This window comes from Spongiibacter sp. IMCC21906 (assembly GCF_001010805.1).
Lineage (GTDB): Bacteria > Pseudomonadota > Gammaproteobacteria > Pseudomonadales > Spongiibacteraceae > Spongiibacter.
Map to the genome: position 1 here is coordinate 2211303 of NZ_CP011477.1, position 25639 is coordinate 2236941.

24 protein-coding genes are annotated in these 25639 nt (G+C 50.0%); 9 read left to right on the plus strand and 15 right to left on the minus strand.

Annotation, left to right across the window (positions count from 1 at the left end):
• The first annotated feature begins 99 nt into the window (after window positions 1-99).
• Window positions 100-3570, plus strand: coding sequence for a transcription-repair coupling factor (gene mfd / locus IMCC21906_RS10150; protein WP_047012074.1), 3471 nt, complete (start codon window positions 100-102; stop codon window positions 3568-3570).
• 51 nt (window positions 3571-3621) lie between these two features.
• The gene (locus tag IMCC21906_RS10155; RefSeq protein WP_047012075.1) at window positions 3622-4431 is read left to right on the plus strand and encodes a CsiV family protein; all 810 of its coding nucleotides are present in this window, start codon (window positions 3622-3624) and stop codon (window positions 4429-4431) included.
• A gap of 21 nt (window positions 4432-4452) precedes the next feature.
• Here the strand turns inward: IMCC21906_RS10155 and IMCC21906_RS10160 are convergent, their stop codons facing one another.
• Both IMCC21906_RS10160 and IMCC21906_RS10165 read right to left on the minus strand, forming a co-directional pair.
• On the minus strand, window positions 4453-5208 hold the full coding sequence (locus IMCC21906_RS10160; RefSeq protein ID WP_047012076.1) for an S-methyl-5'-thioinosine phosphorylase: 756 nt from the start codon (window positions 5206-5208) through the stop codon (window positions 4453-4455).
• A 37-nt stretch (window positions 5209-5245) separates the two neighbouring features.
• The gene (locus tag IMCC21906_RS10165) at window positions 5246-6370 is read right to left on the minus strand and encodes a mechanosensitive ion channel family protein (RefSeq protein ID WP_047012077.1); all 1125 of its coding nucleotides are present in this window, start codon (window positions 6368-6370) and stop codon (window positions 5246-5248) included.
• A gap of 281 nt (window positions 6371-6651) precedes the next feature.
• On the opposite strand from IMCC21906_RS10165, the gene IMCC21906_RS10170 reads away from it, so the two are divergent.
• The 3 genes from IMCC21906_RS10170 (at window position 6652) to IMCC21906_RS10180 (ending at window position 8347) form a co-directional block, all read left to right on the plus strand.
• Window positions 6652-6972, plus strand: coding sequence for a DUF6763 family protein (locus IMCC21906_RS10170; RefSeq protein WP_047012078.1), 321 nt, complete (start codon window positions 6652-6654; stop codon window positions 6970-6972).
• A gap of 344 nt (window positions 6973-7316) precedes the next feature.
• Window positions 7317-7919, plus strand: a complete 603-nt coding sequence (gene lexA, locus IMCC21906_RS10175; RefSeq protein WP_047013330.1) for a transcriptional repressor LexA — start codon at window positions 7317-7319, stop codon at window positions 7917-7919.
• A 2-nt stretch (window positions 7920-7921) separates the two neighbouring features.
• On the plus strand, window positions 7922-8347 hold the full coding sequence (locus tag IMCC21906_RS10180; protein ID WP_052763484.1) for a hypothetical protein: 426 nt from the start codon (window positions 7922-7924) through the stop codon (window positions 8345-8347).
• A gap of 14 nt (window positions 8348-8361) precedes the next feature.
• Here IMCC21906_RS10180 and IMCC21906_RS10185 read toward each other — a convergent pair whose 3' ends face one another.
• The 5 genes from IMCC21906_RS10185 to IMCC21906_RS10205 all read right to left on the minus strand — a co-directional run bounded on the left by IMCC21906_RS10185 (window position 8362) and on the right by IMCC21906_RS10205 (window position 12909).
• Window positions 8362-8628, minus strand: coding sequence for a hypothetical protein (locus tag IMCC21906_RS10185; protein ID WP_047012079.1), 267 nt, complete (start codon window positions 8626-8628; stop codon window positions 8362-8364).
• 181 nt (window positions 8629-8809) lie between these two features.
• The gene (locus IMCC21906_RS10190) at window positions 8810-9295 is read right to left on the minus strand and encodes a DUF6586 family protein (protein WP_047012080.1); all 486 of its coding nucleotides are present in this window, start codon (window positions 9293-9295) and stop codon (window positions 8810-8812) included.
• 63 nt (window positions 9296-9358) lie between these two features.
• Window positions 9359-12031, minus strand: coding sequence for a type I DNA topoisomerase (gene topA / locus IMCC21906_RS10195; protein WP_047012081.1), 2673 nt, complete (start codon window positions 12029-12031; stop codon window positions 9359-9361).
• Window positions 12032-12148: 117 nt separating this feature from the next.
• Window positions 12149-12385 (minus strand): DUF1653 domain-containing protein, encoded by a 237-nt coding sequence (locus IMCC21906_RS10200; RefSeq protein WP_047012082.1) that lies wholly within the window; start codon window positions 12383-12385, stop codon window positions 12149-12151.
• Between the two features lie 44 nt (window positions 12386-12429).
• Window positions 12430-12909 carry a hypothetical protein gene (locus IMCC21906_RS10205; protein WP_047012083.1) on the minus strand — a complete coding sequence of 160 codons (480 nt, stop codon included), beginning with the start codon at window positions 12907-12909 and terminating at the stop codon, window positions 12430-12432.
• Between the two features lie 315 nt (window positions 12910-13224).
• Between IMCC21906_RS10205 and IMCC21906_RS10210 the strand changes: the two genes are divergently transcribed.
• A complete protein-coding gene (locus IMCC21906_RS10210; protein WP_047012084.1) occupies window positions 13225-13668 on the plus strand; it encodes a universal stress protein in 444 nt (147 codons plus the stop codon).
• A gap of 56 nt (window positions 13669-13724) precedes the next feature.
• Here IMCC21906_RS10210 and IMCC21906_RS10215 read toward each other — a convergent pair whose 3' ends face one another.
• Window positions 13725-15617 (minus strand): ATP-binding cassette domain-containing protein, encoded by a 1893-nt coding sequence (locus IMCC21906_RS10215; protein WP_047012085.1) that lies wholly within the window; start codon window positions 15615-15617, stop codon window positions 13725-13727.
• 131 nt (window positions 15618-15748) lie between these two features.
• Here IMCC21906_RS10215 and IMCC21906_RS10220 point away from each other — a divergent pair, with 131 nt between their 5' ends.
• The gene (locus IMCC21906_RS10220; RefSeq protein WP_197085888.1) at window positions 15749-17653 is read left to right on the plus strand and encodes a transglycosylase SLT domain-containing protein; all 1905 of its coding nucleotides are present in this window, start codon (window positions 15749-15751) and stop codon (window positions 17651-17653) included.
• Between the two features lie 4 nt (window positions 17654-17657).
• Here IMCC21906_RS10220 and IMCC21906_RS10225 read toward each other — a convergent pair whose 3' ends face one another.
• The 3 genes from IMCC21906_RS10225 to IMCC21906_RS10235 all read right to left on the minus strand — a co-directional run bounded on the left by IMCC21906_RS10225 (window position 17658) and on the right by IMCC21906_RS10235 (window position 20033).
• Window positions 17658-18464: an MOSC domain-containing protein gene (locus tag IMCC21906_RS10225; RefSeq protein WP_047012087.1), complete on the minus strand. Its 807-nt coding sequence runs from the start codon at window positions 18462-18464 to the stop codon at window positions 17658-17660.
• Entirely contained in the window at window positions 18461-18712 is a 252-nt protein-coding gene (locus tag IMCC21906_RS10230) for a glutaredoxin family protein (protein WP_231580253.1), read from the minus strand. The genes IMCC21906_RS10225 and IMCC21906_RS10230 overlap by 4 nt, the downstream gene beginning before the upstream one ends.
• A gap of 70 nt (window positions 18713-18782) precedes the next feature.
• Entirely contained in the window at window positions 18783-20033 is a 1251-nt protein-coding gene (locus tag IMCC21906_RS10235; protein WP_047013332.1) for an ammonium transporter, read from the minus strand.
• A gap of 568 nt (window positions 20034-20601) precedes the next feature.
• Here IMCC21906_RS10235 and IMCC21906_RS10240 point away from each other — a divergent pair.
• Window positions 20602-21375, plus strand: coding sequence for an RNA methyltransferase (locus IMCC21906_RS10240; RefSeq protein WP_047012089.1), 774 nt, complete (start codon window positions 20602-20604; stop codon window positions 21373-21375).
• A gap of 131 nt (window positions 21376-21506) precedes the next feature.
• On the opposite strand, the gene IMCC21906_RS10245 is transcribed toward IMCC21906_RS10240, so the two are convergent.
• Both IMCC21906_RS10245 and IMCC21906_RS10250 read right to left on the minus strand, forming a co-directional pair.
• The gene (locus IMCC21906_RS10245; RefSeq protein WP_047012090.1) at window positions 21507-22682 is read right to left on the minus strand and encodes a VWA domain-containing protein; all 1176 of its coding nucleotides are present in this window, start codon (window positions 22680-22682) and stop codon (window positions 21507-21509) included.
• A gap of 1 nt (window position 22683) precedes the next feature.
• Window positions 22684-23532 (minus strand): MoxR family ATPase, encoded by an 849-nt coding sequence (locus IMCC21906_RS10250; protein ID WP_047012091.1) that lies wholly within the window; start codon window positions 23530-23532, stop codon window positions 22684-22686.
• A gap of 208 nt (window positions 23533-23740) precedes the next feature.
• Between IMCC21906_RS10250 and cysK the strand changes: the two genes are divergently transcribed.
• Window positions 23741-24700, plus strand: coding sequence for a cysteine synthase A (cysK, locus tag IMCC21906_RS10255; protein ID WP_047012092.1), 960 nt, complete (start codon window positions 23741-23743; stop codon window positions 24698-24700).
• Window positions 24701-24761: 61 nt separating this feature from the next.
• Here cysK and IMCC21906_RS10260 read toward each other — a convergent pair whose 3' ends face one another.
• Window positions 24762-25205 (minus strand): hypothetical protein, encoded by a 444-nt coding sequence (locus IMCC21906_RS10260; protein ID WP_047012093.1) that lies wholly within the window; start codon window positions 25203-25205, stop codon window positions 24762-24764.
• Between the two features lie 2 nt (window positions 25206-25207).
• Window positions 25208-25639, minus strand: coding sequence for a YcgN family cysteine cluster protein (locus IMCC21906_RS10265; RefSeq protein WP_197085889.1), 432 nt, complete (start codon window positions 25637-25639; stop codon window positions 25208-25210).

A 25639-nucleotide genomic window follows, 5' to 3' on the forward strand; every position in this document is an offset into this window, starting at 1 on the left:
ACAATCAGGCTTGAGTGGCGTGCAACAACGACGTGGAAGCACCTTTAAAAAAAAGCTCACACCGGCTCGGTGTTACAGCGGACTGGCAGTCGGGTTACAATGCCCGCCGATTTAGGCAGCCAAAGACAAAACCCCATTGTGATCAAACTTCCAGACATGCCCACGCCTTGGCAAAGTAAACACCAGCACTGGGGGCGCCTTCCCGCCGCCGCCAGGGGCTTGATTATTGCCGAGCTTGTTGAGCACTCCTCAGACCCGGTTCTCGTCATCTGCCGCGACACGTCGTCGGCGTATCAACTTGAACAAGCCTTGGCTTTTTTTACCAAAGCCGATGTGCACTTGTTACCTGACTGGGAAACCCTGCCCTACGACACCTTTTCGCCCCACGAAGATATTATCTCGGATCGGCTCAGAACCTTAAGCAAGTTACCGGAGCTGAAACAAGGGGTGCTGATTGTACCCATCACTACCTTAATGCAGCGATTGGCGCCCCCCGCCTATGTTCAACAGCGGGCATTGCGGTTTAAAGTCGGCCATATTCTCGACTTGGCCGAAATTCGGCTACAGCTAGAGCGCAGTGGTTACCGCCACACAGCCACGGTCTATCAACACGGTGAGTACGCGTTTCGCGGTGCCATTCTCGATATATTCCCTATGGGTTGCGAGCAGCCACTGCGTATTGAATTACTAGATGACGAAATAGACAGCATTCGTGAGTTCGACCCAGAAACCCAGCGCGGCACTGAAAAAGTCGACGACATTGATCTACTCCCCGCCAAGGAATTCCCCCTTGATGAAGACGGCATTGCCCTTTTTCGCCGCCAATGGCATCACCGTTTCGACGTTGATCATCGCAAATGTAATCTTTACCAGGATGTCAGCGATGGTATCGCCCCCCCTGGAGTTGAATATTATTTAAGCCTGTTCTTTGAAGAAACCGCCTCGCTGTTTGATTACCTGCCCAGCAGCATTCACCTGATTACCGAAGCCGGTATTGAAGACGCCGCCCAGCATTATTGGCAAGATATTCAGCAACGCTACGAACAGCGCCAAGGTGATGTACAAAGGCCGATATTGCCACCGAATGCGATCTTCCAGGCGGTGCCCGAGCTGTTTGCGACCCTCAAACACTACCCGCGCATCAGTCTTTCTGCCAGCAGCCAGGCGGATCAAGCTGGTGGCCATGACTTTCCTATTCACGATGGCCCAGAGCTTAATGTTGAGCCCAAGTCAGACGATCCGCTGGCAAAATTACGTGCTTACGCCCTCAATCGGCAGGTTTTATTGTGCGCGGAATCGGCGGGTCGCCGCGAAGCCTTACAGGATTTATTAAAACGGCATAAGCTTGAAGCCCGTGAATTTTCCAGCTGGGAAGCCTTTCACGACAGCCAAAGCCCATTGGGCATTACCGTCGCCCCGCTGGAAGGCGGTTTTAGCAGCGACCACGCCAAGGCGTTTGCCCTCGTCTCTGAATCCCAGCTGTTTGGCCGCCGGGTAGCACAAAATCGACGCCGCAAAAAATCCACCAGCAACCCCGATCTCGTGGTACGCAATTTAGCCGAACTCAGACCGGGCGCGCCGGTAGTGCACGCCGATCACGGTGTCGGTCGTTATCTGGGCCTGCAAACTTTAGATGTCGATGATGATGCCAACGAATTTCTCACCCTGGAATATGCCGAAGGCTCATTGCTCTATGTCCCCGTTAGCGCCTTATTTTTAATCAGCCGCTACACCGGCAGCGATGAAGACAATGCCCCGCTACACCGGCTGGGCTCAGACCAATGGTCTAAGGCCAAGCGTAAAGCCGCAGAAAAAATTCGTGATGTCGCCGCCGAGCTGCTGGATATCTACGCCCGCCGAAGCGCCCGCAGCGGCCGCGCCTTTGATCTGGATGAAGCGGACTATCAAATGTTTGCCGAGGGTTTTCCCTTTGAGGAAACCCCCGACCAACAAACTGCCATCGACGCCGTCATCGGCGACATGAAAGCCACCCAGCCGATGGACAGGCTGGTTTGCGGTGACGTGGGCTTTGGTAAAACCGAAGTGGCCGTTCGAGCGGCCTTTATCGCCGTACAAAATAGCAGCCAAGTCGTCGTTTTGGTGCCTACCACCCTGCTCGCCCAGCAACATTTTGAGTCATTCAGAGATCGCTTTGCCGACTGGCCTGTTACCGTAGAAGTGCTATCGCGCTTCCGCAGTGCCAGTGAACAAAAAGCGATTCTGGAAAACATGGCCGATGGTAAAGTGGATATTTTAATCGGCACCCACAAGCTGCTTAATGGCGGCATTAAATATCGGGAGCTCGGCCTAGTCATTATCGACGAAGAACACCGCTTTGGTGTGCGCCAAAAAGAAGCCCTGAAAAATCTCCGTGCGGAAGTGGATATTCTGACCCTGACGGCTACGCCGATTCCACGCACCCTGAACATGTCTATGTCGGGGATCAGGGATCTATCTATTATCGCAACGCCCCCCGCGCGTCGACTGTCGGTAAAAACCTTTGTTCGCGAGCGTGACGATGCGCTGATAAAAGAAGCTATTCTCCGAGAAGTGCTGCGGGGTGGTCAGGTTTATTACCTCCACAATGAGGTAAAAACGATAGAAAAAGCCGCCCGCGATTTGCAAGAAGTCTTACCCGACATTCGTATCGGCATCGGTCATGGTCAAATGCGGGAGCGGGAGCTGGAGCAGGTGATGAGTGATTTCTATCACCGCCGTCACAATGTATTGCTGTGCTCCACCATTATTGAAACCGGTATCGACGTACCCAATGCCAACACCATTATTATTGAGCGGGCCGATAAATTTGGCCTGGCTCAGTTGCATCAACTGCGGGGCCGGGTGGGTCGCTCCCATCACCAAGCCTATGCCTACTTACTCACCCCGCCAATTAAACAGCTTACCGGAGATGCCCAAAAACGCTTAACCGCCATCAGTGAAGCCGATGACTTGGGCGCAGGCTTTACCCTCGCGACACACGATATGGAGATTCGCGGCGCAGGTGAGCTGCTGGGCGATGAACAAAGCGGACAGATTCATTCCATTGGCTTTACCATGTATATGGATATGCTGGATCGGGCGGTTAACGCCATTAAGTCCGGCAAAACCATCGATCTTGAAAACAGCAGCGAAGACAATGTCGACATTAATTTGCGGCTACCCGCACTGATCCCCGACGACTACCTGCCCGACGTACAAAGCCGCTTAATGATGTATAAACGTATTGCCAGCGCCGCCAACGCTGACGAGCTTAGAGAGTTGCAGATAGAAATGATTGATCGCTTTGGCCTGCTGCCCGATCAAATCAAAAATCTGTTCCGGGCTTCCGAACTCCGCCAACGAGCTGGCGCACTGGGGATCAGTAAACTGGAGTTTTCTGCTCGCGGCGGGCGAATCGAGTTTTCGGCTCATACCGAGGTGGACCCGCTAAAACTGGTACAGCTGGTTCAATCGGCGCCCGGCGCCTATCAATTTGATGGTGCCACGGCATTAAAATGCAAAGCTGAGCTTGAAGAAGCAGCGCAACGCTTTGAATACATAGAACAATTATTGGAGATGCTGGAACCGTAGGGTGATACCTGCGATAGTAATGCCAGCCAAAATGCCGGGGTTCCGATCACTATGCGCAAACCATCTTTAAAATACCTGCTGGGTGCCCTGCTGCTCTCAAGCATTTCGCTATCAAGCTTGGCGGCGGATCGAGAATTCCAGATAGACCTGATCGTGTTTGCCAACAACAACTCAAACGCCGCCTTTTCTGAAAGCTGGCCTGATAACCTGCGCCTGCGCTATCCCAATAACTGGGTGCAACTGCCTGGCAGTGGTGGCAAAAATAACACATTGACCCGAGTTGACGCGCCCTCACCAGAGTTTGCCGACGTCCTCAAGTCCATGCGTTTGTCATCCCGTTATCGCACCCTGTTTCAAGGTAGCTGGCGGCAAACACTGAAGAATCGACGTAGTGCCCCTGCTATTTTAATTGAAGGCGGTGACCGTCAAGGCGAGCACTACGAGCTGGAAGGTTACGTCAAAGTGGCGGTAGAACGTTATTTATACCTGGACACCAATCTCTGGTTTAGCCGTTTTGGCGATGGTAAAGGCGACTTCTACCTGCCCAGACAACCCTACCGTTTCAGCGGCCAAGAAGAGACCGAGCCAGATTTTGATACCCTAACCGCTCGCCCCGAAGACAGCAGCGAGTATCAAGACGATTACCAGCAGTTTGTAGAACAAAATCCGCAACTTCAGGAAAAGCAGCGTTACGGCGCCAGTAATACGCCCATCGCCCGAATTGTGGTAATGGATCAGCTTCGCCGGCTCCGCAGCAATGAAGTGCATTTTCTGGATCACCCACTGTTTGGCGTATTGGTTATGATCACCAACGTCGATGACCTCCCCCCAGTGGATGCGCAAACCCAAATCAGTCCGTAAACCTTAAAATAAACGTATTAATCAATCCATTTTGGCCAGTGCACAGATCGCACCGGCCAAAATCGTTTTCACTTTTTCCATACCCGTATTCAGCACCAAAGTAATATCGTCCATGGTAATCAGCTCGTCGCTCTCACCTGCCGCGGGATTCACCACCAAACACAAAGATGCGTAATCCATCGCCAGCTCTCTAGCCAACGCTGCTTCTGGCATGCCAGTCATGCCTACCAGGTCATTACCGTCTTTAGCGAGCCGCCTAATCTCCGCTGCAGTTTCTAAACGCGGGCCCTGGGTCGCCGCATACACGCCACCATCAACCATGGGTATCTCAGCTGTTAGCCCTGCCGCCAGCAAACGCTCTCGCAAAGGCTGCGAATAGGGATAGCTGAAATCGATATGTTCAACCTGACCATCCTCACCATCAAAATAGGTATGCTCCCTGCCCCAGGTGTAGTCATTGATCTGATCGGGAACGGCAATCACCTCTGCCCCATAACGCGTGCCTATTCCGCCCACTGCATTGACTGCCAACACCTGTTTGACGCCCAGTGAATGAAGGGCATACAGGTTGGCGCGATAATTTATTTTGTGGGGCGGAATAGAATGCTTGCCGCCATGACGAGGCAGAAATAAAAACTCCACCCCTTGATACCTCAGCGCTTGCAGTTCAGCACTGGGAGAACCATAAGGGGTGTTAATCTTACGGGCCTTGCCAAACTCTAGCCCCGGCCAATCACATAAGCCTGTACCACCAACAACTGCCACTTTATGCCGCATTACTTTTCCTCATTATCTAACTGACTGACTAGCTGTCTCATTGTCCAGTCGTCGGCTGCGTTGCAGTCTCGGCCATGTCTCGCTCAATTTGCACCGGGTCGAGTTTCACCGTCGTTGTTGGGAACGCGACGTCCGCACCCTGTTCATGAATAATATCCATTATCCTCAGTAGAATTTCTTGCTTGATCGCGTGATATTCCACCCAATCCCGGGTCTTGGTAAAGGTATAGATAAAAAAGTCCAAGGATGAGGCGTTGTATTTATTAAAATTCACGATCAGGGTTCGGCCTAAATCAATTTCACTATGATTTTCTAACATAGACCTGACCCGAGAAATAATATCAGGCATCAATGCGGCATCTTGATAGCGAAGGCCAATGGTTTCATAGATCCGCCGGTTTAACATTCGCGAAGGGTTTTCTACTGCAATTTGCGCAAATATGGCGTTGGGCACATACAAAGGCCGCATATCAAAGGTTCTTATCCGGGTCAGGCGCCAACCAATATTTTCTACGGTCCCTTCAATTTCCTTATCGGGCGAACGCACCCATTCCCCCACGGAAAAAGGCCGGTCCAGATAAATCATCAAGCCACCAAAGAAGTTAGATAACAAATCTTTGGCGGCAAACCCCACCGCTATACCGCCAATACCGCCAAAAGCCAGCACCCCAGAAATGCTGTAACCCAGGTTTTGCAGCACCATTAATCCCGCAACAATAATCACCGCAGTACGCACCAATTTGCCAAGCGCCATCACCGTCGTCTGATCTACAGGTTCATCGGATTTACGATAATCCTCAGACAACAATCGCTTTTCTATTTGCCGTACTAGTGACACCAAAAACCAGGAGAGAATGAGCACCACGCCAACGCCGCGAACCGAACCAAAGATCGAAAAAATCTCCGCCTCGCTGGAACGCTCAAGCAACGCCAATACATAGCTTGCACCCACTGCCCAGATCATCAATATGATTGGACGCCGACTTGCCTCAAGCAAGGCATCGTCCCAAAGGTTGTGGGTTGCCTCAAACTTCACCGCCAACCGGCGTAAAAGAATCGTCACCAACAAATTAATAGTGAGTACTGCCAACACCGCTAAAATTGCCTCGCCCAACCACGGGTACTCCTCGGGCTGGGACTCTGACCACCACTGCAAAAGCATGTCGACTTACCTCTTTATCTCGCTGGGAAGCATAGAATAGCGCCCCCGAATAGACGGAATCATTTCTAAAGCCCGCCAATATATAAAAAACTGGCCTAAAAAACCTCATTCAATTGAGCAAGCAAGCTATAACTTCTATTTTTATAACATGCACTTAGCTAAACAAAACCAAAACTCTCTTGGCAAGCAAGATAGCGGCGGCTCCACAGCTCGGAAAAATACATACTAGACAGGGGAGCTTGAAATGTTAGCTTTGTGGAAGGCTTATCGGAGGTGACAGCATGGCAACAATAAGACCCCAAGTCGGTAATTGGTATAAAGAATTGGATATGGGACAGACGTTCGAAGTCGTTGCTATCGACGACGATTCCGCAACAATAGAAGCCCAGCTTATTGATGGCGAACTCTGCGAATACGATTTAGACAGTTGGCGCCAACTCAACCTGGAAAATATCGAAGAGCCTGAAGATTGGCGGAACGCCTTTGAACTCAGTGACGACGATTATCGGCACCTTGATGACACGATCATCCCCGAGAGTTGGAACAGCCCCATAAACGAAATTGAAACAGACGTGATAAACGGCATTCTCGACGATTATTAAATTGCGTCGGCTCCGCGTCGTCCATGCTGCCCGCGCAACTGGCGGGCAGCAGCTTGCATAATCGATGTTTCAAGCCTTTGACAGGCATAGAACATTCCTTTTTTACCAGTCGGTTGTCCCCGCCTTAACGCCCTTTTGTTGATCTGCATTGACCATGATCGCTAAGACATCAGCAAATGCAGCTGTTGTCGTTATATTCACAACATCACTTCATATATTCCCAAGCCTTTATCCCATCCCTGTGAGCTATTTCGCTTAGATTATCTTTTAACTCACAAAACTTGCACAGCACAAAATACTGTATATACTCACAGTTACTGTATAGATAACCAGACATGGAAAATATGGAAAAGTTAACTGCAAGACAAGCTCAAGTATTGCAACTGATCCGGGACCATATTGATGAAACCGGCTACCCCCCTACTCGGGCCGATATCGCCAAGGAGCTGGGATTTCGCTCACCCAATGCAGCGGAAGAACATTTAAAAGCCCTCGCCAGAAAAGGCGCAATTGAAATTATTGCGGGCGCCTCCAGAGGCATACGGCTACCAGAATCACAGGGTATCCCGGTGGTTGGCCGGGTCGCGGCGGGCAACCCGATATTAGCCGAGCAAAACATTGAAGATTACTGCGATATGCCTGCCTCGATATTTTCGCCAAGCGCTGACTACTTTCTTCGGGTTCAGGGCGACAGCATGATCAATGTCGGTATATTCGATAATGATCTTCTTGCAGTACATAGCTGCAATACCGCATTAAACGGTCAAATTGTTGTGGCACGTATTGACGATGAAGTGACCGTTAAACGTTTCAAACAGCACAAGAGCAAATATCAAATCAGTCTCTTTGCCGAAAACGACGATTATGCGCCCATTGAAGTTGATTTGCGGGAACAGGATTTTGCCATCGAAGGTTTAAGTGTTGGCGTATTGCGCCGGGGGAATTAAGCATGCAACAAGTCGAGCAATTATCGCTTTATCAAGATATCCAACCTGCCAACACCATAGCAACCGAGAATGGCAGCCTTAACGAAATTCGTTTATCAGGTAACGGCCACTTAGCCCGATCACTCCTTGCCGGCATGCTGTTGGAGCTCAGTGGACGTTCCAATGATCGCTGGCTGTGCTGGGTAGCTCAACGCCCCCTCAAGCCGCTTTTAGATGCGGGTGCCAGTCTTCGCGGCCAACGAATTTTGCAGGTTACGGCCAATACGGACACGCTTTGCAAGATCACCTGCAGAGCCCTAGAAAGCGGACGTAGCCACACTGTCGCCGTGTTAATCGAGAATGAGTTAAGTGATGAGCAGCGTCAGAAATTAAGTGCAGCAGCCAAAGCGGGCAGCGCCGAGTGCTTAATAATCAGGATGCAGAAATGACGCTAAGATTTTGATTAATGAAGGGTTTTTGACTCGGAATCCAAACTTGCCAGCTCTTCCTCTTCGTCATTATCTTCCAGCGCAGTTTCATCATCCATCACTGCGGCAGCCTCTAAACCAGCCTGAACCATTGCCCTAGCGACTTCTAAACAAGAACCAGGAATATTGCGACGCGTTTCATCAGAAAATTGGATAACCAACAAAGGTTTATCATCACCCTCTGCCTTTTGCAGAACGATGTCGCCGTTTGCTAATTCCACCAATTCTAAATATGAAAGCACAAAAAAATTCCTTGCTCGCAGAGGCCCCTCAATCAGGCGCGGTAATGGCTAGTGTAACAAATGCAGGGCCGGGGCTGCCAACGTCAATTAAAATCGTATGCCGTTTTTTATAACGACAGCCTGTTAGCAACTGGCAGACGACGAAAAACAATGGTCTTGCTAAAAGCCAGCATCCTCCATATCAGTATTCCATTAGTGTCGCCCGGTGGCGGGCAATCAAGCTGTTGAGTTCTTCTAGCCATTCCTCTAACTCCCCTGCGCCCTGCGAATGGGTTGCCAGAGAGTCTTTCGCAATCAACCCAGATACTTCGACGGTCACTGCGGCGCCAGGATGATTTATAAATCGTTCGCTGACCATAGCCCGAAGCCACGGCGTGTGACGCTCTCTGTCAGCAAGCTCAAGTAATTCCGGTGGTAGCTCACTGGCCTTAAAGTCACAAGCAAAATAATCCCCTTTGGGCAGCTGCTGAGGAAATTTAGGTTGCTGCGTTAGCATATCAGCAAGGTGGGCGCGGTAACTTAGTTGTAACTGCCACACCACGGCATCGGCCATCGCTCTCGCATAATGGCCGCCCCAGCGTGCTTCTGGCTCTTGATCCAGAGACGTGAGAAATTGCTTGGCAAAATGTAGGTGCAGATTACACTGCCCCCGATAAGACTCTCTCATTGACGTTTCCCAGCCATTTTTAGCGCAATGATTTTGGTTAGCACCAGGTGATTTGGGTAAGCGCTATGATTTCGCTGACTTCTTAGCTTTGGCTTTTGTCGCCTTTTCTTTCACCACCCATTTGCCACCAGTATAAAATGCCGACCAGCCAGATGGCTTGCCATCTACCTCAGACTGAACATATTGCTCTTTGGTCTTGCGGCTGTAGCGGATCACCGTATCGCGGCCTTCATTGTCTTGAGCCGGAGCAGAAAACAAAAAAGTATACTTTGGATCGATTTCGTTTTTGTGGGGCAGAATTTCTTTCACCCTTGGCGCGCGGGTTTCCCGATTACGCGGAAAGCCACTGGCGGCAAGAAACAATCCAGACGCCCCATCTCTCAGCACATAATGATCGTCTACCTTGTCACATTGCAGCTCGGGCATATCCACCGGATCCATCTTTGGTGGTGCTGCTTCGCCACTTCTCAACAGTTTTCGCGTATTTTTACAGCTTTCGCTGGTACAACCAAAATACTTGCCAAACCGGCCTGTCTTAAGCTGCATTTCTGCACCACATTTGTCGCATTCAAGGGTTGGCCCCTCATAACCCTTGATTTTGAAACTGCCTTTTTCTATTTCGTAGCCCGAACAATCCGGGTTGTTGCCACAAATATGCAGTTTGCGACTTTCATCAATTAAATAGCTTTCCATTGCCGTGTTACAGATCTTACAGCGCTGCTTGCTCCGTAATACCTTGGACTCCGCTTCTTCGTCTTCACTATCAATGCTGACAAAGTCGTCGCCAGTTACCAGGTTGATCGTTTTTTTACAGCGCTCTTTGGGCGGCAGCGCGTAACCCGAACAGCCAAGAAAAACGCCCGTGCTTGCGGTACGAATCTGCATGGGCCGACCACAGGTAGGACACTCAATATCCGTGCCGGTAGGCTGATTATTGCGCATGCCTTCGCTATCATCTTGCTCGGCTTTTTCTAGCGCTTTTTGAAACTCGCTGTAAAACTCATCCAAGAGCTTTTTCCAGTCTTTGCCGCCCGAGGCGACAATATCCAGCGACTCTTCCATACGGGCAGTAAAGCTGAAGTCCAGCAGATTACTGAAGCTCTCTACGAGGCGATCGGTGACAATATCGCCCATTTTTTCTGCATAAAACCGGCGGTTTTCAACTTTGACGTAACCCCGGTCCTGGATCGTGGAGATAATGGAGGCGTAAGTAGACGGCCGACCAATACCGCGTTTCTCAAGTTCTTTAACCAATGCCGCTTCAGAGTAGCGCGGTGCAGGCTTGGTGAAATGCTGGCTGGGGTCAAGCTTGACCAGAGCCAGCTGGTCGCCAATTTTTACATCGGGTAGCACTTGGTCTTCGTCTTTCTTGCTTTGCATAGGCGGCTGTACCGCCATAAAGCCATCAAAACGCACTACCCGGCCCCGGGTCCGCAATTCAAAGTCACCCGCGGTTACCACAATAGAGGTGCTGGTAAATTCAGCTTGCGCCATCTGGCAGGCTACAAACTGCCGCCAGATTAAGGTGTACAAACGCTCAGCATCTCGCTCCATTCCCGAAAGCTGGGTTGGCTCCACATTCACATCAGAAGGACGAATAGCTTCGTGAGCTTCCTGAGCCCCCTCTTTACTACTGTAAGACAGTGGCGATTCAGGCAAATAAGGTTTGCTAAAGTGCTCCGAAATATAATCTCGGCACGCCGCGACAGCGTCCTGACTCAAGTTTGTCGAGTCGGTACGCATATAAGTAATGTAACCCGCCTCATAAAGCCGCTGAGCCATCATCATGGTCTTTTTGACACCAAAGCCCAGCCTGGTGCTGGCGGCCTGCTGTAGCGTCGAGGTGATGTACGGCGCAGAAGGTTTGGATTTGGTTGGTTTATCTTCTCGACCCGATACAACAAAGTCATTGGCTTGCAGCGCACTCACTGCAGCCATGGTGTCAGCTTCATTACTGGGGCGGAAGTTGTCTTTACCCTGCTTTTTAACTTCTAAGCGCAATTCGCCAGCACTGGCTTTTGTATCAGCAAAGACCTGCCAATACTCATCGGGGACAAAGGCGCGGATTTCTTTTTCCCGCTCAACAATCAACCGCACCGCAACGGATTGGACCCGCCCTGCGGATAAACCCCGGGCAATTTTTGCCCATAGTAGCGGTGACACCATATAACCCACTACCCGGTCTAAAAAGCGGCGTGCTTGCTGGGCGTTAACGCGATCTATATCAAGTTCTGTGGGGTGCTCAAAGGCTTCTTTAATGGCCTTTTTGGTGATTTCGTTGAAAACAACCCGCCGATAACGATTATTGTCGCCGCCAATGGCTTCACGTAAATGCCATGCGATGGCCTCTCCTTCTCTATCCAAATCCGTTGCCAGATAGATGTGGTCAGCATTTTCGGCGAGCTTTTTCAGCTCATTCACGACTTTTTCTTTACCGGGCAGAATTTCGTAATGGGCGCTCCAGTCGCGTTCTGGGTCAACGCCCATTCTAGCCACCAACTGCTGCTTGGCCTTTTTCTTTTTATGAATCACTTTTTGCTCAGGCGACAGTTTGCGGGTTTCCGCCGCAGCCTTTGCTCGCGCCTTGGGGTCCACAGCTTTGCTGCTGGCGCTGCCACTGGTCGGCAAATCCCGAATGTGCCCAATGCTGGACTTCACAATAAAGTCTGCACCGAGGTATTTGTTTATTGTCTTCGCCTTGGCTGGCGACTCCACAATAACAAGAGATTTCCCCATATTGTCCTTCTAAAATCTGTAAAACGGATGAAAGCCAGAAGCTGGCGAGGCGACATATATAAGTGTTCAAAATCCGGGGGTCAAGGATAATTACGCAATTTAGCGCTTACAACAAAGTTACAAAGCACCTTCTAAGTCGCTATTAACATACTTAAATCTATCAATTTTTTCCCCATCAAACTCAACAGATTCTAAAAACATATTCAACGGCCGCACCCACAGCTCTCTGCTACCATACAAGGGCCGGTAGACCGCTAGCAGCTCATCGGTTTCGCTATGCCGAGACACACCATAAACCTCATAAAAGCCACCCTTATAATGCTGATATTTACCGCGCTTTAACTCTTTAGTCATTGCGACTCCCCAGCTTAAGCATATTTAAAGAACCTCTGTACAATCTAGCCACTTTCCAACTTACCTTCTCTTACAATCATTTCCAGCAGGTCAGCAAGGTCTTCGACAGTGTCTTTGTTAGCACTGCGTTCTCGCCAATAAAGGCTTAGACCTACACCGGTATATTCCAACAGCTCCGCGTCGGCTGGGAACTTGTTTTGCAAAGAACTGAGGAGTGGCTGCAGCGGCGACGATTCGGCCAAGGCATCGGCCTCAACTTCATCACAAGGCTTTAACCAGTACTTCCATCCCTGACCTGGTTTGCGATTATGAATAGGCCGGGTGTAGCTCACCACCCGCTCCTGGGCCTCCCGCCGAACCCGTTGCCGCCGTGTTTGTGGCAGCGTGGTGACACGTACCTGAATACCTCGCAGGCGTGCTGCTTCGCGAATTCGCGTTTGACGCTGTTGTCTTGGGCTGGGCAGTATCCAAATTATCGGCGCTAGCATAAAAGCAATAACAGCAATGCCAATCAACCAAGCCATGTCGTATTTCTCCCTAGCATATCTAATTTCCTTTTTACTCGGTGGACAAAAAGCTGGGGCGGTATCCTAAACGCTGATGTAGAATTTCTGTAAGTATTTAGTCGTAAACTTGAGGGCTAGAACGCATCTTTTTTTGAAAACGGCTAAGAATGTATTTAACGTGGAATTTGCTGACCCTTACTGCGGTCATAGCTAAAGGCGTGATTATTGACCCGGAGCCACCCGCAACGGTAGACCCATATTACCTAGCAACGTTTTACCTACCAACGTTGCATAACGACTTAATTGCAGACTTATAAATAAGGGGGACACATTATGCCCAACTACAAAAAAATTATTGTTGCTGTCGATTTGTCTGAAGAAGCAGAGCCGGTCATGCGCCGCGCGGCAGGTATGGCAAAACATCACGGTGCCGAACTCCACCTTCTGCACGTTGTAGAGCACCTCAGCATGGCCTATGGCGGCGATATCCCCATGGACTTCGCCAGTATTCAAGAACAGTTACAAGAGCAAGCCAGTGATCACATGGCCACTTTAGGCGACCGATATGGCGTCGCCGCTGACTACCGTCACTTGTTAACTGGCCAAGCCGATCGACAAATCCATGACCTCAGTGAAGAACTCGGCGCAGACTTAATCATTCTGGGCAGTCATGGCAGAAAAGGCTTTGCCCTGCTGCTGGGGTCGACAGCCAACAGTGTTCTTCACGGTGCCACCTGCGACGTGCTGGCCGTGCGAGTCGGTAAATCAGAAGAGTAGCTTGCCTCGAAGGCTATCGAGGCAAGTGGCCAACCACACTATTGGCTCAACTCGATTTATTCAGACAACTCCATCCAGCGCTCTAGGCACGCATCCAACTCAGCTTGCTTATCGCTCATCTCTGCCATGGCTGCGGCAATCACATCAGCCGCTTGCTGATAAAATTCGGCTTGCCCAGACTGATCTGCCAATATCGCCAGCTCTTTTTCGAGCTGATCGATACGGGCAGGCAAGCTGTCCAATTCCCGCTGATCTTTGTAGCTCAGTTTCTTCGCTTTGGGCGCTGCCACAGGGGCGCTGGCTTTTGCTTTTGTTTCGGGTTTTGCCTCCACAGCAGCCTTGTCGCTTCGTGCGGCAAGACGCGCTTGATACGCAGCAACATCACTATATCCGCCAACATGTTCACTAATGCGGCTATTGCCTTCAAACAGCAAGCAACTGCTGGCAACACTATCGACAAAGGCTCGATCGTGGCTTACCAACAACACGGTGCCGGTAAATTCCACCAACAGGCTTTCAAGTAAATCCAGCGTATCCATGTCCAGGTCGTTGGTCGGTTCATCCATCACCAATACGTTTGCAGGCTGACTGAACAAACATGCGAGCTGCACTCTAGCTCGCTCACCGCCAGACAACACCCCAAAATGGCTACGGGCCCGCTCTGGGGTAAAGAGAAAGTCGCTCAAATAACTCATGATATGGCGATCTTTACCATTGATAGTGACGCTATCACTACCCTGGCCAACAATATCCACAACCCGCTTATCTTCATCAAGGCGATCACGAAGCTGGTCAAAATACGCCACATTTAACTTGCTGCCACTGCGAATACTGCCGCTGTCGGCCTCAAGCTCGCCAAGAATCAGCTTCAGCAATGTGGTTTTACCCACCCCATTGGGACCAAGCAGCGCCAACTTATCGCCACGACAAACCAGTAACGACAAATTCTTAACCAGCTGTTTGCCGCCTATTTTAAAGCTCACGTCTTTAAGTTCTGCGACAATTTTTCCGGTTTGATCGGCCTGGTTTACCGTTACTTTCGCACTGCCACCCAGCTCGCGACGCTGGGAGCGCTCACGGCGCATTTGCTCCAGCGCCCTGACACGACCCTCATTGCGGGTTCGTCTGGCTTTAATGCCTTGGCGTATCCACACTTCTTCTTCGGCCAAGCGTTTATCAAACAGCGCGTTGTGCTCAGCCTCAATTTTTAAATTTTGCTCACGCAGTTCTAAATAACGCGGATAGTTACACTGGTAGCTGATTAAATGCCCCCTATCCAACTCGATAATCCGAGTCGCCAGTTTTTCGATTAACGCCCGGTCATGGCTCACAAACAGTACACAGCCACTAAAATTCAACACACTTTGCTCAAGCCAAAGTATGCCTTCGATATCTAAATGGTTCGTGGGCTCGTCTAATAGCAAAATATCAGGCTCAGACACCAGCGCCCGTGCTAATGAGACCCGTCTTCGCCAGCCACCGGACAGCTCATTAAGCTTGGCATCTGCCTGCAAGTCCAATTTGGTGAGAATGCTGTCGATGCGTTGTTGAAACAACCAGCCATCGGCATTTTCAATATCCCGTTGCAGCCGCTCCATTTCCTTCAGGTCCGCCTCAGAAGGATTACTGGCGGCAAGCTCATGGTAACGGCTCAATACCGCGCCCAATTCTGACAAGCCCCCGGCAACAACCTCAAAAACACTGTCATTTTCGCCCGCAAAATCCAGTGTTTGCTCCATGCGGCTCACAACCAGTCCCGGCTGTCGCCAAAGATCACTCGCATCGGCCTGCATACTGCCATCCACAACTTTCAGTAAAGTCGATTTGCCAGAGCCGTTTCGGCCTAGCAAACAAACCCGCTCACCGGGGTCTAACTGCAGCTCTGCGTTATCAAAAATAATTTGCTGGCCAATACTGTGCTGCAACTGTGTTGCGCGTAGCAAAGTCATAAAAAATAGTCCACTGTGACACTGTGAGTGCGCTTGTTTGCGCAATGACTTTCGATAAACTGTGTTTTTACCGAGTTGATGAGGGGCGTTATTAAATGAATTTTATGAGGCTGAATTTTCTAGTCCTCTTCATGTCACTGCAAGTTTTGCCAGCGCAAGCCGCCCTCCCTTTGGATGAAGCGCGCAAATTATACAGTGACGCCATTGAGCATATAAGACGTGGCAGGATCAGTGCCGCAGAAAATCTTGCGCCTCAGCTCAAAGATTACGCACTTTACCCTTATTTAGAGCTAGAACTGATCAAATCCCAACTCAATCAGCTCTCTAGCCAAACTATCGACACGTATTTACAAGAATACGGCAATACCATTGTCGGCCAACGTATCCGCATTGCCTGGGTTAACTTGATGGTGCGCCGCCAGGATTGGCCAGGATTTTTACGCTACTACACCGGTCACGGTGGTGATGACATGCAATGCGTGGCAATACGCGCACTTCGCGACACCGGTCAGACCCAGGCCGCATTGGCAAAAGCGGGCGAGCTATGGAAAACCGGCCACTCACTGCCCGATATTTGTGATGCCAGCCTGTATTTTTGGAATAACTCCTTATCAGCAACAGAAAAAACCCAACAGTATTGGCTGCGCGCAGAACTGGCCTTAGAAGAACGGCAGTATTCCCTTGCTAAGTACCTATTAGGCAAAGTTTCTGCAGACCCCGTTTATATTGAGCTGATTAGCCGGCCGTCACTGCTATACCACCGTCACTCTTCGCTACCCGTCAATGATCACAGCAGAATCATCGCAACGCACAGTTTAATGCGCTTGGCCCGGATCGATTTTGATCGCGCCAATGATCTTTGGCATCAAATTGATCGCCGTCTGCAACTCAATCCCGCTCAAAATTACGTGCTAAGAGATGCTATGGCCCGGCAAATTATTGCCGGTGATGCTGACTATGCCCGCGATTGGCTTAAAGCCAATGACCCTGACTATGAAGATCCCTACCTCACCGAGTGGCGTATTCGCCTAGCGTTAAAAGATGGTGATTGGGTGGCCATACAGAGATTGATTAGCTTTTTGCCCCCAGAACTCGAAAACAAAGCCGATTGGCGGTATTGGTGGGCCCGCGCCGATATTATTCTGCAGGGCGAAATCACCGCCACAACCCGGGAAATTTTAAAAAATCTAGCGGCCGAACGTGGCTATTACAGCTTTATGGCGGCAGACCTTTTAGACAAGCCCTATCAATTAGCGGGTCAACGAACCTTGATTCCTGCGCTGGTTTCAGAGGTGACCCAACGCAGCGCCATTCAACGGGCCCGGGAACTGCACTGGCATGAGCAACGCTACACAGCCAGGCTGGAGTGGGCCAATGCCATGCTCACCCTAAATCGTAACGAACAAGTCGCCGCAGCGCAGCTGGCTCAAGACTGGGGCTGGAATCATCAAGCAATTATGACTGCCATTCACGCCAAAGAATGGGATGATTTGGAACTGCGCTTTCCGGCACCATTTAGCGATGAATTCAAGAAAGCCGCCAAGAAGCGCGACCTGGATTTAAAGTGGATTTACGCCATAGCTCGACAAGAAAGCGCCTTTGCAGAAGATGCCCGCTCTCCCGTAGGGGCCAGAGGACTTATGCAGCTCATGCCCGGCACCGCCAGAATTATCGCCCGAAAAATGGGCACCACCGCCAGGGAAGCAGACTTGATTGTAGCGGAGAAAAATATCGCCATGGGCAGCTATTATCTAGAGCAATTAATGGCGCAATTCGGCAATAACCGAATATTGGCAACGGCAGCCTATAACGCCGGACCAAACCGAGTAGAACGGGTACTGCTCCGACAAGAACAGGACTATCCCGCCGATATATGGATTGAGAATCTACCTTATGGCGAAACTCGGGAATACATCAAAAACGTTCTCGCGTTCAGTATCATTTACGGTAAAAAGCTTGATATGGACGGCCCGCTGCTTGCCAAGCACGAGCGTCAAATTGGCCCCAATGTGCTAAAAACCGCCGCAAAAAACTAGCACTTTACGCCACATCCATCACCTCCACCACGGCACCGGTTTTTAAGATTCCGGTGCTTCGGTGGATCGCGTTTTGCCCAAACAACACCTGACCACTCGCGCCACACTGACGTTTAAGCAGCTCAAACACCTTGCGTTCACGCTCGCCTGTGTCCGGATCGATAGTGGGAATAGCACAGCGCGCACAAGGTTTGACCAGGTCGATCTCCACCCCATTTATTTTCAAGCGCCGCCAGCGATCCTCTTCAAAGGCTTGCGCACCTGAAATAATAATATTGGCTCTAAAACGACGTGGATCCAAGTCTTGGCCATAGGCCTGACTCAATGCTGCGATAGATGCTTCAGTACAGATCAACAGAGGAAATCCATCGGCCAGGCCGACTTCATCACCCGGCTCGGCATAATTCTGATCGACCTGCCGCACCACTCCATCGGGGATGTAACACAGCCGCAATGTCTTAGCAAACTGCTCCCTCAGCCATGATGCTGCCGCATCGCCCATATCCACCACCTCACACTCATCCCCCCATATCGAAGCAGTAAACCTAAACCCTGCCGGCATTAACGGTAGCGTGAGTGTTTGACCTGGCGTGTCTAAATTCTCTATCAACAGCTCCGACGCCAATAAACTGGCTTTAAAGCGGCTCATCTTAGGTAACTGCCGCTGGGTGACAAACCGGCCCCGCTCGTCCACCACCATCCAGCGCCGGTCGTTTTCAAAACCTCTGGCGGTTAACGCCAGGCTATTGTGACTCGCACCCTGAAATGACTTTAGTGGATAGCGCCACAACGCCGATACCAATAAGCTCACCCTTCGCAAGCTCCAATAAAGCTTAAAACGCTAGCTTCATCAAAGGGCCAATTCAGCTCCTTGCCCGACACCGTATCCCGCAATACCGGAATTTTCTCACCATACTGATCTAACAAATGATCATTATCAGCAATGTCTATCAACTCGACTTCCCACTCGTAACCTTGGGCTAACTGATTAGCCAACACCGCCTCTGCTAATTCACAGAGGTGACACGCCGAGGTTCCCAATAATTGCAGCAGTCTCACTCTACCTCCCATAAAAAAACCGGTGCAGGCTTGAAGCCTGACACCGGTTTTATTTTATCCTGAAAATAGCTTACAAGTCGTAACCCACTTCGTTGTGGCCCACCAAATCCAGACCTTCGCTTTCTTCGTCTGGCGTCACTCGTAAACCGACTAAAGCATCAATCACTTTAAACAACAGGTAGCTCACCACCGCGGTATAGGCAAAGGTGGCTCCAATACCAATAAGCTGAACCTTTAGCTGCTGAACAATGCTCACGCCCTCGGCCAAGCCTTGGCCTGAAAACACGCCCAGTTCAGAGCTGGCAAAGATGCCCGCCAAAAAGGTGCCCAAAATACCGCCCACACCATGCACCGGGAAAACATCGAGAGAATCATCGATTTTCCAAACCTGCTTCATTGCCAGCGTGCAGTAAAAGCACACAAAGCCAGCAGACAAACCAATCACGATGGCGCCACCAGGACCAACATAACCCGATGCAGGGGTAATGGTGCCCAAGCCAGCCACCATACCTGTTACGGCGCCAAGCGCACTCGGTTTGCCAAATTTCACCCACTCAATAAACGACCAGGTCAGGCAACCTGTTGCTGCGGACAAATGTGTAACCAGCATCGCCATGCCGGCATCGCCATTGGCGGCAAGCGCACTACCCGCGTTAAAACCAAACCAGCCTACCCACAACAAACCCGCACCGGTAAAGGTCATAGTCAAATTGTGCGGCGGCAACGCCATTTGTCCAAACCCTTGCCGTTTGCCCAACACCAGCGCAGCAACCAAGGCGGCCACACCTGCCGTAATGTGCACCACCGTGCCACCAGCAAAGTCCAACAAGCCTAACTCGGCCAACCAGCCACCGCCCCACACCCAATGGGTAATTGGCGCATAGACCAAAATCAACCACAATGCAGAAAACAGCATGACGGCAGAAAAGCGAATCCGCTCAGCAAAGCCACCTATAATGAGCGCCGGGGTAATAATGGCAAAGGTCATTTGAAACATAATAAAAACCGTTTCAGGAATATCGCCACTCAGAGAATCTTCGCCAACGCCGTACAAAAACGCTTTATCCAAAGAGCCCATAAACCCATTGCCATCAGCAAAGGCAATACTGTAACCGACCATAACCCACAGTAAAGATGCAAGACAGGTAATGCTGAAACACTGCATTAAAATGCTGAGAATATTTTTGCTGCGAACCAAGCCACCATAAAACAGCGCCAGCCCCGGCAAGGTCATCAGCAACACTAACGCCGTCGACGTTAACATCCATGCCGTATTAGCTTCACTCAAGCCTTGGGAAAATCCCCATTGCGGTGCAGCCATCAACACTAGAAAACCGGCAACAACACGAACCGGCGAGTGAGTAAGGTTTTTAATCACAAATAGTCTCCACTCAAATTTTATACGCACTACCAACGAGCAAACGCCCAGCAATTGCACCAATATGCAGCGTCATGAATACTGCAGCATTATTGGAGCAAAGTCCCCAATGGCCGTTATTACATTGGAAATTCAATTACTTACAAGTAAAAAGCATTATTAGTACAAACTGAATAACATTCTATTCAGTTCACATATTCCATTCCAAATAGAATCGCACCAGATTAAAGCAAAATACATGCCTACTTTTGGAACACATGCACTACTTGTGGTCGTAGCGACAAGGTTGCTCGCTTCAAAAATCCAGATAAATCTTGGTAGAACGAATCTTTTACTTATCTCAAGGGTGATACCTTGTTCTGCACACTAATGACGTACTTAAAGCCTGACGTTTGTGAGCAGCCCCCTTGATAGTGAATTGTTGTTCAAGGGTTGAGCGAAAATTTAAGGAGCCCGGTATACTTCCGCCCTCACCTCACTCCCTTATTAATAGCGACAATGACAGGACACCATGAGCGACTCGGAAAACTACCAGCAGCGCAAAGCCTTCTTCGCACAGATGCTGACAATATACGGCCGCAAGCCTGTATTAGAAGCACTTCAAGATGACGCAATTGCGGTCTATAAGCTCCATCTGGCTTCCAGTAATCGTGAAGATGGTCAAATCCGGAAAATGCGCGAGCTGGCAGAAAAGCGTGGGGTTATTATTGAAATGCACGATCGGCAAGCCCTGTCGCGCATTTCAAAAAATGGTAAACAGGATCAGGGCGCCGCTGCAGATTTGCAGTTATCCGGTCTTAAAGACGCGAGTGAATTAAGTCAACAAACCGCTACCGGGCAGCGGCAGTTTATTGCCCTTGACCGGATCACCAATCCTCAAAACCTTGGCATGATAATCCGCTCTGTTGCCGCCAGCGGCATTGATGGATTGATTCTGCCCCGTAAAGGCTGTGCAGCGCTGTCACCCTTGGTGATAAAAAGCAGCGCGGGTACCTTGTTTCGAGCCCCCATTTTTCTTTGTGACGATTTAAGCAGTTGCCTGAGCAAACTTAAAAACGACGGCACCCGGCTCTGTGCACTTTCTTCCCACGCCAAGCAATCGCTGCTCACCGATAACTATCAGGGAAGCAGCGTGTATGTGCTGGGAAACGAAACAGATGGAGTCAGTCCAGCAATTAGCAAGCTCTGCCAACAACAGCTCAGCATTCCTATGCACAACGGTGTGGAATCCCTCAATGTCGCCATTACCGCTGCATTGATTGCATTTTCGTCGGCCGGAAATTAATACTTGGACTATCTACCGAGGAGGGTCGTTAAAAATGAGCGCCCCTGTAATGAGCGCTGTCGGGACAATTTTTGAAAGAAATGGCATGAGCTGCTGACAAGCAGCTTATTGCTCACACCAATAAGTCATCATTACTTAGCAAGATACGTCATTGCCGCCTCTAACCCTGCCAACGTCATGGGGTACATGTGGCCGTCCATGACCTCTTCAACCATATGAATACTGTGGGTCCAGCGCCACTCTTCTGGTGGTGTCGGGTTTATCCATACGACTTTATGGTAAGTGTCTTTCAGACGCTTCATCCACACGGCGCCAGATTCTTCGTTCCAATGCTCGACACTGCCGCCCGGCTGGGCAATTTCATAGGGCGACATTGCCGCGTCGCCCACAAAAATAATTTTGTAGTCAGAGCTGTATTTATGCATTACATCCAGTAAGGAGATACGCTCCATATGACGGCGAACATTGTTATCCCATACCGACTCATAGATAAAGTTATGGAAGTAAAAATACTCCATATGCTTAAACTCGGTGCGAGCGGCTGAAAATAACTCTTCGCAGACCTTGATGAAGGGGTCCATCGAACCGCCCACATCAAAGAACAACAAAACCTTAACGGCGTTGTGGCGCTCAGGCACCATTTTCAGATCTAACAAACCGGCATTTTTTGCGGTGGACGAAATTGTGTCACCAATATCCAACTCTTCAGTCGCACCAGTGCGAGCAAATTTTCGCAATCTACGCAACGCCACTTTAATATTGCGGGTGCCCAGCTCGACGCTGTCATCCAAATTTTTAAAGTCTCGGCGCTCCCACACCTTGGTGGCTTTTTTGTTCATGCTTTCGCCACCAATGCGAATTCCTTCAGGGTTATATCCGCTATGGCCGTAAGGCGACGTGCCGCCGGTACCTATCCATTTGTTGCCACCAGCGTGACGGCCTTTTTGCTCTTCAAGACGCTTTTTAAATTCTTCTATCAGCTTGTCCAGCCCGCCCATAGACTTTATTTGCGCTTTTTCTTCGTCGCTGAGCTGCTTCATAAATTCACGACGCAGCCAGTCATCGGGAATCATCGCTTCGATAATATCGTCTAAATCCGACAATTCGCTAAAATAACGCGCAAAGGCCAAGTCAAAGCGATCGTAGTATTTCTCGTCCTTGACCATGCATAGGCGAGCGAGTTGATAAAACTCGTCCACATCCATAAAAGCCAAACGTTGCTGCAGGCCTTCTAGCACGTCCAGCAGCTCCCGAGTGGTGACGGGAATGCCGCTATTTTTAAGCCCAAGAAAAAACTGAACCAGCATATTAAACTCGTGTTTCCCGGCGATGCATAAAGGCCAGACGCTCTAACAGCTGCACGTCTTGCTCATTTTTTAACAACGCACCGTACAGTGGTGGAATCGCTTTACTGCCATCGCGGTTTTTAAGAACTTCTTCAGGGATATCGTCAGCCATCAGCAGCTTCAACCAGTCGATAAGCTCTGAGGTAGACGGTTTCTTTTTCAAACCGGGTATGCCCCGCACCTCAAAGAACACTTCCAGCGCTTCCTGCACCAATTTCTGGGCAATGCCGGGATAGTGTACTTCGACAATTTTTTCCATTGTCGCCCGGTCGGGAAACGTAATGAAGTGAAAGAAGCAGCGGCGCAAAAACGCATCTGGCAGTTCTTTTTCATTATTACTGGTGATAATAATAATGGGGCGGTGCTTGGCTTTTATCGTCTCACCGGTTTCGTAGACAAAAAACTCCATCCGATCCAGTTCTACCAGCAAGTCGTTGGGAAACTCGATATCGGCCTTGTCGATTTCATCAATCAGCAACACTACCTGCTCGTCGGCGTTAAAAGCCTCCCAGAGCTTGCCCTTTTTGATGTAGTTGGCAATATCGTGAACCTTGTCGTTACCCAGCTGGGAATCTCGCAAGCGAGATACCGCATCGTATTCATACAAGCCCTGCTGGGCCTTGGTAGTTGATTTGATATGCCACTGTATGAGACGTTTTCCCAGTGACTCTGCAACCTGCTCTGCCAGCAGGGTTTTGCCGGTGCCGGGCTCACCTTTGATCAACAACGGCCGCTGCAGTGTTACTGCCGCATTAACAGCCATACTGAGGTCATCGGTGGATACATAAGAGTCGGTTCCGGTAAATTTCATGCATTTTTCCTACGCTAAGTCGCTACTTTCAAACAAAGCAGCACTAAAATTGAATCGATTAGCCTAACAGGCGAGCCAGATAAGGCAATGCCGTTTACGAGGCGCTATATTACTCATGGTAACAAACAAATTAAATCATCGAGTCCACAACCACGAATTTGCGAACCAAATAGCCTCTACACTGGAGGCAAAATAAGGAGCTATTTTTATGACCGCCCCCTACGACGACCTCAGCCTGAGTATTGGCAAAACACCACTGATCAAACTAAAACGCATTACCCAACACAATATTTTAATCAAAATGGAAAGTCGTAACCCCGCCAATAGTGTTAAATGTCGCATTGGCGCCAGTATGATTTGGCAGGCGGAGAAAGACGGTAAACTCAAAGCGGGTATGGAAATTGTGGAGCCCACCAGTGGCAACACTGGCATTGCTCTAGCCTTTGTTGCGGCCGCCCGCGGCTACCCTATTACGCTAACCATGCCCAATACCATGAGCGTGGAACGCCGCAAAGTACTGGTGGCCTTGGGTGCCAAGCTCGTATTAAGTGACGGTGCCAAAGGTATGAACGGTGCCATTGCCGCCGCCGAAGCTTTGGTTGCCAAAGACCCGGCAAAATACTTTATGCCCCAGCAGTTTAAAAACCCGGCCAATCCGGCCATTCACGAGCAAACCACCGGACCGGAAATCTGGCAGGATACAAATGGTGCCATCGATATTTTGGTCAGTGGTGTTGGCACCGGTGGCACCATTTCTGGAATTTCACGCTATATCAAAAATGAATGCGGTAAAGCCATCACCTCGGTAGCTATCGAGCCCGACTCTTCCACGGTGATTCGCGCGGCAATGAAAGGCGAAGAACCCACCCACGGACCTCATAAAATTCAAGGGATTGGCGCTGGCTTCTTACCTGATACTTTAGATTTATCTATGGTCGATATATGCGAAGCCGTGAGCAACGAAGAAGCCATGCAGTGGGCTCACCGCTTGATGAAAGAAGAAGGTATTTTAGCGGGAATCTCCAGCGGCGCAGCCGTTGCAGTAGCCGAAAGAATGGCTGCCCGCCCAGAGAACGCTGGCAAACTGGTGGTTGCCATATTACCTGATTCCGCAGAACGCTATTTAAGTTCTGCGCTGTTTGAAGGGGCGTTTACCGAAATCGAATAATGGCTTTTTGCAGCGTATCAACATCGGCTCAACTGCGATGTTGATACGCAAATAGCGGGTTTTAAACCTTATCGGTTTCAACCTTCAAACTGGGTTCCTGGCGAACCACAGCGGCTTTTCTGCGGTTCTTTTTTGGCGCATTGGCTTTGTTTGACTCAGCGGGCTTATCATTCGAACCGCCTTTACCAAACCACAGCAATAGCGATACCGCCAATATTAAGGCTAAAACCTGTCCCGCGGCCATGGTCAAAATAATCGGCATAGCCGACTCCAAGCCTTCGGTCATGAGACTTAACACTGCCGCCACATTACCGGGCACCCAAATTGCGGGATTCAGTGGATGGGGCACGGGCGTAAATAAAAATATCACCCCAGCCAACATCAGCCAGTAACGCAAAAATGCAGCCGGAATACGACGTACAATAAACAGCCACAACACCGCAGCCAACAATCCACAACCGAGGTAGGCCTGCCATGCTATTTGGTAATCGCCCTGATCAATCATCTTTAATCTATCCAGTGAATAATATGTTCTATCAATTCAACGTCGTCTCGCTCAGAGACGCAGCGGCCACGTATGGATATGCCTGCCCGATGAACACTGTCGGCATTTCCTGATATTAAAGGATGCCAGTCCGCAAGACCTCGGCCGTCCGCAATGCGTCGATAGGCGCAGCTACTGGGAAGCCATTCTAAACTCTGCGTATCCTCAGCGGCCAAACTTATGCAATCGCTGACTATTTCGCGGCGATGGCTATAATTGCTGCAACGACAGGCATCAGTATCAAGCAGGTGGCATGCCACATTGGTGTAATACAGATCACCATTGTCTTCGTCTTCCAGCTTGTGCAGGCAGCATCTGCCGCAACCATCGCACAACGCTTCCCACTCCTGGCGGTCAAGCTGGTCTAATTTTTTATAGCGCCAGAACTCATCCAT